General features: G+C 43.3%; 9 protein-coding genes. All 9 read left to right on the plus strand.

The window, feature by feature from the left end; translation table 11 throughout:
• Nucleotides 1–45: 45 nt before the first annotated feature.
• The 9 genes from AAEY94_RS00790 to AAEY94_RS00830 all read left to right on the plus strand — a co-directional run bounded on the left by AAEY94_RS00790 (nt 46) and on the right by AAEY94_RS00830 (nt 10,003).
• Entirely contained in the window at nt 46–606 is a 561-nt protein-coding gene (locus tag AAEY94_RS00790) for an AraC family transcriptional regulator (protein WP_101087753.1), read from the plus strand.
• Between the two features lie 117 nt (nt 607–723).
• Nucleotides 724–2,859 (plus strand): tetratricopeptide repeat protein, encoded by a 2,136-nt coding sequence (locus tag AAEY94_RS00795; RefSeq protein ID WP_350976517.1) that lies wholly within the window; start codon nt 724–726, stop codon nt 2,857–2,859.
• Nucleotides 2,859–5,924: a tetratricopeptide repeat protein gene (locus AAEY94_RS00800; RefSeq protein ID WP_350976519.1), complete on the plus strand. Its 3,066-nt coding sequence runs from the start codon at nt 2,859–2,861 to the stop codon at nt 5,922–5,924. Before AAEY94_RS00795 ends, AAEY94_RS00800 begins: the two co-directional genes overlap by 1 nt.
• Nucleotides 5,911–6,702, plus strand: a complete 792-nt coding sequence (locus AAEY94_RS00805) for a tetratricopeptide repeat protein (RefSeq protein WP_350976522.1) — start codon at nt 5,911–5,913, stop codon at nt 6,700–6,702. Before AAEY94_RS00800 ends, AAEY94_RS00805 begins: the two co-directional genes overlap by 14 nt.
• Nucleotide 6,703: 1 nt before the next feature.
• Complete coding sequence (locus AAEY94_RS00810) at nt 6,704–7,057, plus strand: hypothetical protein (RefSeq protein WP_350976524.1); 354 nt, start codon at nt 6,704–6,706, stop codon at nt 7,055–7,057.
• Between the two features lie 190 nt (nt 7,058–7,247).
• The gene (locus AAEY94_RS00815) at nt 7,248–7,901 is read left to right on the plus strand and encodes a MotA/TolQ/ExbB proton channel family protein (protein ID WP_182743854.1); all 654 of its coding nucleotides are present in this window, start codon (nt 7,248–7,250) and stop codon (nt 7,899–7,901) included.
• A gap of 5 nt (nt 7,902–7,906) precedes the next feature.
• Entirely contained in the window at nt 7,907–8,473 is a 567-nt protein-coding gene (locus tag AAEY94_RS00820; RefSeq protein ID WP_101088193.1) for a biopolymer transporter ExbD, read from the plus strand.
• Nucleotides 8,470–9,003, plus strand: coding sequence for an ExbD/TolR family protein (locus AAEY94_RS00825; protein WP_101087747.1), 534 nt, complete (start codon nt 8,470–8,472; stop codon nt 9,001–9,003). Before AAEY94_RS00820 ends, AAEY94_RS00825 begins: the two co-directional genes overlap by 4 nt.
• Before the next feature lies 1 nt (nt 9,004).
• Entirely contained in the window at nt 9,005–10,003 is a 999-nt protein-coding gene (locus tag AAEY94_RS00830) for an AgmX/PglI C-terminal domain-containing protein (RefSeq protein WP_350976529.1), read from the plus strand.
• Nucleotides 10,004–10,259 lie beyond the last annotated feature (256 nt).

The following is a 10,259-nucleotide window of genomic DNA, read 5'->3' on the forward strand; positions in this document are numbered from 1 at the left end:
CTAAATATTGATACTTTTAACAACGTAATTGCCAAGGCCATAACTATGACTACCGACCGTAAATGGGGTGCTTTTTTAACGCGGTTATTCGCAGCAACGTTACTGATTGCTGGTTTATTTGCATTACCAGCCCAAGCTGAAGATACCAAACAAGGCAATGGTGCATTAGCCAGCGAGCTTGAAGACATTAAAAGCCAAGTACTAAAACTCAATCGCGATCTATTTATTTTAGAAGAAGATTTATTGTTTCCTGCCAGCACCCAAATCGCGGTTTTTGTGTCGGTTGATGTGGGCCGATTTCTCAAACTCGACAGTGTTGAGTTAAAAATTGACGACAATAATGTTAGCGGTTTTTTATATACCGAACGTCAACGCAAAGCATTAGAGCAAGGTGGAATTCAGCGTATTTACCTGGGTAATCTTAAAATGGGCCCTCACCTGCTAACCGCAATATTTACTGGCAATGATGCCGAAGGTCGTACAGTGCAACGGGCCATTAGCCATAATTTTGATAAAACCGATGAAACAGTAATGATAGAACTCAAAGTCGAAGACAGTGAATCAAGCTATCGGGCTGATATCAAAGTCGAACAGTGGGTATTGTAAACAACAATGGCCGTTAACACTCAATCATTTAGCCTTATGCTAGCTCACATCAGTAACCAACTCACACGACGTTTCGGCTGTGCCGCCATGTTTTGCAGTTGCTTGGCACTCTTGCACATGACTGTTCTTCAAGCGGCAGACCTTCAAGCTGCAGAAAATGCTGTGAAGGACTCAATGGAGGCAACGGCAGCTAAAACAGACTTAGAAGATAAGTTTTACCGTCAATCATTGTACTTTTATTTTGCTGGCGATTATGGCGCAGCATTAAGACAAATTAGCCTCAACCGTCAACGCAAAGAGATCTATTCTGATCGCAGCCAATTGTTCGAAGCCGGACTACAAGTGTCGATTGGCTTGCACGAGCAAGCCACCCAAACCTTGGCACAATTTGAACAACAACAAGCAAATACTTCGACCCAAACCACAGCGAATAACAGTACTAATACCAATAGCAGCAAAACGAAGTCAGCCACATCGCCAACTGAATTATTATTAATCGCTTTGTTACAGCTCAGCGAACAACAAATTGAACACGGCGACATTGATACAGCCAAACTTACGCTAGGCAGAATTACCACATTACTGCCCGATTATGTCGAGCAGTATCATGTATTAAACCAATTAGCTTATTGGCCAGATACGCCGCCATTAACCGCGCAAGTACAGCAACAATCAACATCAGAAGATGACCAGCCACCAGCAAGTTCATCTGTCGCTTACATCGCCTTAAACCAGGCGTTGTTGCACATGAAGCAGCAACAATACAGTGCGGCACAACCTATATTAATTGAGCTTAAAAGCCAACAATGGCAGCCACCCAAGATTAATTTTTGGCAGCAAGTGTTTAACCCTTTTGTAGAGCCCGACATTTTTGACGATAACGATGAGTTATTGCCAGAAGTTAAAGACGCCTTGTTGCAACAACAGGCCATCAATGATTATGCAAAGTTACTGTTGGCACAGTTGTATGTCGCCAATAAACAATACGATTTAGCCTATAACGAACTGAGCGATTTTCCTGAGCAAAGTCCTTATGCTGAATCCGCTTTGTTTTTATTTGCCTACTCGGCCCAGCAACAACAGCACTATGACATGTCGTTTAAGTTGCTATCGCTATTGCAGCAGCAATACCCCTACTCAAATTTAGCCTGGCAAGCCGCGTTGTTAACTGCAAAACAAGTCAGTGAGCAGCAATCTTTAGCACAAGGATTAACCTTGTATCAGCAAGCTGAACAACTGTATTTACAAAAAATTGTCGAGATAAAAGGGTTTGCAGAAACAGTTAGCACCATTAGCAATGTCACCGACTTTGCCAGTAAGACAGTAGATCAACAAACACCTTCCTTGGCAACCAAGTCTGACGCGTTAGAGCTTATCCTTACCGAGCGTTTTAGCACTGATTCGCCTTGGCTAAAAAAAGCCTTAAATGATCCGCAATTAGCGACCGATTATCACACCTTATTAAGCCTTGATTTACTTAGCGACAATGTGCAAAAACAACAGATTAACAGTCAATGGTTAAAGGACACCTTAGCCCTCAACACCGAGCGCCAAGCCCGCGTCATTGAACAACAAAAACAGCTCGCCTACACAGAGATGATTAATACGCTAGACGAGCAAAAACAACGTATTGCTAAGATTATTCACCAAGCTGAAGCAGAGCAAAATGGGCAAGTGTTTGCCGACCCAAGCCAGCAACAGTGGATAGACCGTATTGATGCCAGCCAAGCCAGGTTAACTACATTGGCGACTCAACGTAATATCGACGACGAACAACAACGACTTGATAGGATTAAAGGGGTGTTGCAGTGGCAATTACAGCAAACATTGCCACAACGACTTTGGCAGCATAAAAAAAGCCTGAAGCAATTAACAACACAACTTGAACAGCTTGAACGACAAGCCAATCGATTTAGTGCATTGTCGAGTAACACCCGCTTGTTATCTGACTTTGAGTTACGTCAACAACAAACCCAAACCGACATTAACAGCACGAACGTTAATATTACCGGACTGCGTGATAAAACCGACCGAGATATTCGTGGCAAAATGAGCATTTTTACCCAGCAACAACAATATACGTTACAGCAACTACTGCTCACCACTCGCCACCAAATGGCCAATGTATTAGAACAAATGTCACAAGCAGACACTGCGCCAATCAATCCCTTCTCAGCAAACGAATCGGCGGTAAACAAATCGACTGAAAGTGATTCCACTGTAGTTGAGTCAGCTGCACAAGGAGCGCGCTAATGTCAGTATCGGCTTATTTATCAGGCGCATTAATCTTAATCAGTGGTATTGCATTATCGGGGTGCTTTAGCAGTGGCCAGGCTGATTATGCTCAACAAGCTAAACGCACTAGCTTAGGCGATTTGGCCAACAAACGCAGCAGCGAAACGGTGGCGAGTGTTGAAATGAGCCAAACTCAACGCAGTGCCAAGTTGGCTAATATTTATCAGCAATTGCTGACACTTGAACCCGATCCTGAAATCCGGACGCACGTTGAATATCGCTTAGCGCAAATCAATACCGAATCATTTGAAGCCCAGTCTTATGCAGACCTCGATGATGAGTCGCAACCAGACAGTCAAGTGCTAGCTCAGTTGACTCAAAACGATGCGGCACTGCAAAAATTAGTTAACGAATATCAACAATTATTACAGCGTTATCCGCAACGACCTGAAAACGAACACATACAATATCAATTAGCTAAAGCGCTCGATTTACAGGGTAAATTGGATGCGAGTTTGGCTGAAGTTGAATCATTACTGCGACACTATCCGCAGACAATGTATCTTGCCGAGCTTAACTTTAGACGCGGTGAAATCTATTACAACTTACAGAATTACTCTGCAGCCATTACAGCATATCAGCAAGTATTAACCGCTAATGATAATCAAAAATACCAACTGAACAGTTTATATATGCTCGGCTGGTCCGAATTTAAACTCAATCGACTTGCCAATGCCGACAAAGCATTCTTGCAAGTGTTTGAAGCCTTAGTGGCCGGCCAGCAAAGTAATCGTGATATTGCAAACTTAACCTCCGACAACTTTGCTTTTGAAAAGCTCGGCAGCCGCGCGCAAAATTTGGCGATTGATACTCAAAGAGTATTGAGCATTTCTTTAAGCCAACAACTGCAATCTCAGTCGTTAGTTTCCTTAGTTAACGCGAATCAATCCTTGCCGAATATCAACTTATATCAGCATGTATTATTTGCCAATTTGGCCCAATTTTTACTCGACAAAAAACTCGACTACGATGCAGAACTAACTTATCAGGCATACATCGATTTGGCGCCAGACAATATCTGGGCAGCTCGCTATTCGCTAAATTTGCTCGACCTTTATCAGCGTCAAGGCAAGTTTGCCGCCATGCATCAGCTGAAAAATGACTATGTTAATCAATATGGTCTTAGCAGCACTTTTTGGGTAAATGCCAGCACAGCGCAGCAAGCAGAGTTATTACCACAACTGCTTAGCTTTAGTGACGAGCATAGCCGCCGTTTGTATGCCGATGCACAAACTCAGCAAGGTGCACAACGAATTAGCGCTTTCGCACAGGCTGCCAGCGCATTAAACACCTATTTACAATTGGCCAAATTACCTCAAGCCAGCAAGTTACTCACTAAAGATATTCTTAATGACGAATACTTGTTTGCCGACGCCAATTTTGAAGCAAAACAATATCAGCAAGCCCTTGCCAGTTATTACGCCATTGCCTATGACACCACAGAAACGTCGGCAGCCTTGCGTAAGATACAACAGCAATCGGCTTACGCAACAACCGTCACCATACGCGAAATCATTTCGCAACATGATCAAAGCCAACAAGGTCAGAACCAACAAAAACAAAGTGGTCAAAGTAATACTGATGATTACAATAAACTCATTTCACAACGTAATCAGCTAGATAAAGACTTTATCAATCAGTATCCATCTGACGAGCGTGCCTTACAGCTCGCCAGTAACGCCGCCCAATATTCGTTTGATGCTAAAAACTACACCGGCCTTAAATACTTTACTGATTTTGTATTACAAGCCCACGACATTCACACGATCAATAATGCGGTAAGCTCAGTGCAAACTGCCACGCCGTTGTCAGACGTTGCCCGTAAACAAGTGCAGTTTGTCAGCCAGCTTTATGCCAATAGCTTGTATCAGCAAGAGCAATACGCGCAAGCTGAAGAGGGTTACATTTTAGCGCTGCAGTACACAGACAAGAGCACAGACTCATGGTCAGAAATGCGTAACCTGTTGGCTTCAAGCATTTATTTCCAAGCGCAAGCCGTTAAACAAACCGAGCCAGAATTAGCCGTAAGCCAGTTATTACGCGTTGCTCAAGCGGTGCCCGAATCAAAATATGCGGTTAATGCCGAACTCGATGCAGCAAACTTATTGCTTGAACAACAACGCTGGCAAGAAGCGGTCGACGTACTAAAACCGTTTCAGCAACGTTATCCAAACCATGAGTTTAGCGCGGTCATTCCAGCTAAATTAGCTCAATCCTATGAAGCTCTAGCCCAATGGGATTTAGCCGCCGAGCAGCTTTTGATCATTGTCGCCAATGAAAAGCCCGGCGCATTAAAGCGTGAAGCTCAATACACTGCGGCGGAGTATTATTTAAAAGCAGGCGATAACAGTAGCGCACTCAGCACCTTTAGAACTTATGCTAAAACCTACCCACAACCGTTTGATGTAGCACAAGAGGTTCGCTTTAAAATGAGTGAGTTTTACCGCCAAAGCGGTGAAGCTAATAAGCAATATTACTGGTTTAGACAAATCCTAAGCTTTGATCGCAAACAATTGCAGCAAGATGCGAATGCCATTCAAGCTCGTCAAATTGAACTTGCCTCTATCGCAGCATTTTCCTTGGGTGAAGCTGAACAACGCAGTTTTGCGGCAATTAAACTCAACGCACCGTTGCAAAAAAGCTTGAAGCGCAAACAAGATACGATGAAAAAAGCCATTGGTTATTATCAACAAGTGCTCGACTTTCAATTAGCCAAATACGTTCCTCATGCAACATATAACCTCGCTGAAATGTATCGCCAACTTGCAGCCGACATGATGAGCTCACAACGCCCTGGCGACTTAGATGAATTAGCCTTGGAAGAGTACGAGATTTTACTCGAAGAGCTGGCTTACCCGTTTGAAGAGAAAGCCATCGAAATTCACATCAGCAATACCCAAAGAGCATGGGATGATATTGTTGATCAATGGATTGAAAAAAGCTTTGAACGCTTGGCACAAATGTCCCCTGCCCTTTATCAAAAACAAGAGTTAACGCATGAGGTTATCGATGCTATCCATTAAGTCATTATTTACCTCATCGACACCGAAACTGGCACTATTCGCGCTAGTAAGCCTTATGCTGTTACCCGGTTGTAGTACGTCACCTAGCGGCACTTACGCCAACAAGCAAACCACTACGGACCCAAGCCTAAAGGGCATGGACAAAGACATTGTCGACTTAGTTAGCCTCAATACAAAAAGTGTCAATAACAGCACCAGTATCAGTGCTGGCTCAACAGATAACCGTAATGTGTATCTTGAACAAGCCTCACAGCGGTTAGCCGATGTGCCCACATCGGTATTGAGTCAATATCAGCAAGCCATTAGCCAAATGAAAAACCAGCAATGGCAAGCGGCGAATAGTTTGTTTGATAAAGTGATTGTTGCAGAGCCTCAATTGTCGGGCGCCTATGTCAATAAAGCCATCATAGCGATAAATCAGCAGCAATTAGATCAAGCCGATGCACTGCTCGCAAAAGCGATTGCGGTTAATAACAGCAATCCTTATGCGCACCAAATTAAAGCTAATATAGCAAGGGTACAAGGCCAGTATGCTCAGGCTGAGCAAGGTTATTTAACGGCGCTAACTCTGTGGCCTCAATACCCACAAGCACAATTAAATTTGGCGATTTTATTAGAGTTATATCGCGGTAAGTTGTTGCAAGCCCGCCAATACTACCTGGCGTATTTGGCTAACCAGCCAAATGATGAACAAGCCAAACATTGGCTCGCTGGCGTAGAAATAAAAATTCAACGCGCAGGGTTAACATTACCCGACAATGCTAATGGAGCAGGCTAAGATGACCATGCTAAAAGTGTTTCAAACAACGCGTTGTCTTGGCGCATTGCCGCTGTTTTTAGCCACTTGTTTACTGAGTGTCTCTGCTCAGGTGGTTGCCAATGATGACACTGAAAAGCAACAAGCGGTGAAACCTGCGAGCAACAAACCTGTCGTCATTCAAAGCCAAGTGACGGGCTCACAAGAGCAACCCAAAGTGCTTTATATTATGCCGTGGCAAGGGATCAATAATCCGATAGACATTAACAACGAAGGCATGCGACTGACGCTGCCTGAGTTTAGGCCTATCAATCCAAAAGTATTTCGACAACAAGTCAGGGATTTTGCTAGTAGCGCACAAGAAAAAGTTCAATAAACACCCTGTAACAAGCTTTTAAATAAGCTTTTAAATAAGCCATTAAATAAGCCATTAAATAAGCCATTAAATAAGCCATTAAATAAATAACATGCTAGCCAAAAACTGAGTAATACCTAACAAAAACAATTGAACACCTGTAGCCATTACCGCCAGGGTTCAATACGACAATAAAGAGAAGGAACATCACATGAGTTTTACCGACCATATCATTGCGTTTTTACAAAATGGCGGCACATTTATCTACCCTATCGCATTAGTTTTAGTGGTCGGTTTGGCCATTACCATTGAGCGCTGGTTATATTTAAGCTCTGCACATCGTAGTAATCAGCACGCTTTTGCACTGATTAAAAATGCCTTAAAAACAGGTGACATCAATACCATTAGTCAGCATGCACAAAACCATAAAGCGCCTGTGTTTGACGTGTTGCAGTCTGGTATTGCCCGTATATCAAGTGCAAGTCGCCGTGAAGACGTAGAATACGCCATGGAAGAAACCGTGATGGAATACATGTTACGCCTTGAAAAGCGTACGCCATTTATAGCAACGCTCGCTAACATCGCCACCTTATTGGGTCTATTAGGTACCATTATGGGCTTAATCGCAGCATTCTCGGCAGTGGCTAGCGCCGATCCAGCTGAAAAAGCCAACTTATTGTCTTCTAGTATTTCTGTTGCGATGAACACCACCGCATTTGGTTTGATTACCGCCATTCCGCTGATTTTATTTCACTCAAGCCTACAGACTAAAACGGCAACCATCGTTGACTCAATTGAAATGGCAGGCATCAAACTGCTCAATTCATTGTCATTTAACAAGCAAACGGATAACAACCGAGGCTAATGAGTATGAGACGCCGTCGTCGCCCTAATACCCAAGACGCAGAACTGGATATCACCTCATTCATGAATTTGATGATTGTGTTAGTGCCAGTACTCCTGTTGAGTTTGGTGTTCTCACAAGTGCGTATTTTAAATCTGCAATTGCCAGTATTGTCTGAAGCAGAACAAGCACAAGATGATCAAGAGCCCAAAATACTCGAACTAGTGATTACCCCTGCGCGCTTAGCACTAAACTACCCAGCAGGCATGTCACTTAAACAGTTTGAACTGACTGATAAAGGTTATGATTTCGCCGCATTGTCTGTTTATCTACAAGACTTAAAGCTGACATTTCAGCAACAAGGCATAGAAAAAAATGACATCGTATTGTTACTTGATCCTGCGGTTGACTATCAAACCATCGTGTCCGCCATGGACACGGTACGATCATTTAAAGCGGTAGTGGCAGCCAATTTGGTAGATGCGGAACTGTTTCCGATGATCTCATTAGGTGATGCTCCGGCCACTAATGACGCCGATGCTGCTCAGCCGATACAAGCCACTATTGGAAAACCAGTAGGAGCTAAGCCATGATGAAGCAATCGGCAAGAAGCCGCAGATTAGCTAAACACCACAAACGCTTAAAAGCTGGCAGTAAGCTCAACCTTGTTGCATTAATGGATATTTTTACCATTTTGGTGTTTTTCTTAATTGTGAATCAATCTGAAGTGCGAGTACTGCAAAATATCGAAAAAATCAGTTTGCCCGTGTCTGTTGCAGATGTACTGCCAGTTGAAAACCTGGTGATTACAGTGTTTACCGACACCGTATTAGTGCAAGAGCGCCCTATATGGCAAAAAGGTACTGATGAAATAGGCTTAACCGAACAACAAAATCCTGAGTTTATTAATGCCTTAACCAACGAATTGACCTATCAAGCCAGTAAACGCAGCGAGCTTAGCGAAACCGAGCAACAAAATGGCCGGGCAGTAACCATTATTGGCGATGCATCCACGCCTTATGTTGTTCTTAAGCAAATTATGGCTGCTTGTGCTGCAACCGGTTACCGAGATATTTCGTTGGCGGTTGAACAACAAGCAAAACAAGCTAATGGTGAGGGCTAATATGACAACAGCAACCTTACACCATCACCAAACCAATCAGAGCTTTAATGATTTAGGCGACTTATTTAAACCCAGCAAACAAGACAAACTGTTTAAACAGATTTTGTGGTTGTTGCTGTTAGTTTATGTCGTCTTTGCGGTCGTAGTACCCATGCTTGAACAAATTGAACTTCCACGTGAAGTAAAAGAGCAAGTACCACCGCAATTAGCCAAAATCATCTTGCAAGAAAAGCAATTACCGCCACCGGCCAAACCAGAAGAGAGGCCAGAGGTGAAACCGCCTGAGCCATTGCCTGAACCGGAGCCTGCACCACCAGAAGAAAAGGCACCCGAAAAGTCTGTTGAACAAGCTGTAAAGCCATCAATAGTTCAGCCGACGACGCGTGAAGCAGCAAAAGAGAAAGCCAGCACATCAGGCTTAGCGGCGATGAAAGATGAGCTTTTTTCAATGCGCGAAGCCTTTGATGTTAAACCCGCAGCGCAACGTAAACTTGACCAAACGACAGCACAAGAAGTCAAAGTAAAACGCGACTTGTTAGCTGGCGCGGCCAATAAGCAAACCGACAGTTTGGCCAAATCGACCATAAGCCAAACCGTTGCAGCAGAATCGTTAAGTGGCAACCAAACTCAACAAATACGTTTAGCAAAAGAAGAAGTATTAGCTACCCAAGGGGCCGTTTCTGAAAAAGCCAGTCAAGCTAGCCAAGGTGGGCAACGTTCTGAAGCGGCTCTTAGGCGTACATTGGAAGCCAATAAATCGCGGCTTTATTCGTTGTACAATCGCGCACTTCGAAAAGATCCTTTTTTAAAAGGCAAGGTGATGTTTGAAATTGTCATCCAACCCAATGGCAATATCAGCAAGGTAACGATTAAATCAAGTGAGCTCAATAACCCTAAGTTAGAGCGCCAATTAACCTTGGTATTACGTTCAATCAGCTTCCCAGCAGAAAAAGTTGCGCTAATGACCACCATCTGGGCAATCGACTTTTTCCCGAGTTGATGGGTATTAGATGTCGATTGATCAAAAAAACAGGTAATGAGACAACTCATTACCTATTTTTTATTTGGGGGAAAGTATCAAATGATTAACTGACAACATAATCGCCAAAACAAGGTAAATTCAGTGCAATTTTAGATCTAGAGATGCCTTGACCTATTTCTCAGATAATCATTTTTTACACCTCATATCTTGTTTTCAGTCTCGGGTGATTGTATCGGAGTGAAACCTCAGGTAATCTGCTTTGTGTTAAAAAAAG

It is taken from the genome of Shewanella sp. AC34-MNA-CIBAN-0136 (assembly GCF_040309945.1).
In the GTDB taxonomy this organism is placed as follows: domain Bacteria; phylum Pseudomonadota; class Gammaproteobacteria; order Enterobacterales; family Shewanellaceae; genus Shewanella.

Excerpts from the sequence above, each read along its gene's own strand:
- AAEY94_RS00820 (WP_101088193.1), top strand. The coding sequence starts at position 7,907 with ATGAGACGCCGTCGTCGCCCTAATACCCAAGACGCAGAACTGGATATC.
- AAEY94_RS00815 (WP_182743854.1), top strand. The coding sequence starts at position 7,248 with ATGAGTTTTACCGACCATATCATTGCGTTTTTACAAAATGGCGGCACA.
- AAEY94_RS00830 (WP_350976529.1), top strand. The coding sequence starts at position 9,005 with ATGACAACAGCAACCTTACACCATCACCAAACCAATCAGAGCTTTAAT.
- AAEY94_RS00795 (WP_350976517.1), top strand. The coding sequence starts at position 724 with ATGACTGTTCTTCAAGCGGCAGACCTTCAAGCTGCAGAAAATGCTGTG.
- AAEY94_RS00825 (WP_101087747.1), top strand. The coding sequence starts at position 8,470 with ATGATGAAGCAATCGGCAAGAAGCCGCAGATTAGCTAAACACCACAAA.
- AAEY94_RS00805 (WP_350976522.1), top strand. The coding sequence starts at position 5,911 with ATGCTATCCATTAAGTCATTATTTACCTCATCGACACCGAAACTGGCA.
- AAEY94_RS00800 (WP_350976519.1), top strand. The coding sequence starts at position 2,859 with ATGTCAGTATCGGCTTATTTATCAGGCGCATTAATCTTAATCAGTGGT.
- AAEY94_RS00810 (WP_350976524.1), top strand. The coding sequence starts at position 6,704 with ATGACCATGCTAAAAGTGTTTCAAACAACGCGTTGTCTTGGCGCATTG.
- AAEY94_RS00790 (WP_101087753.1), top strand. The coding sequence starts at position 46 with ATGACTACCGACCGTAAATGGGGTGCTTTTTTAACGCGGTTATTCGCA.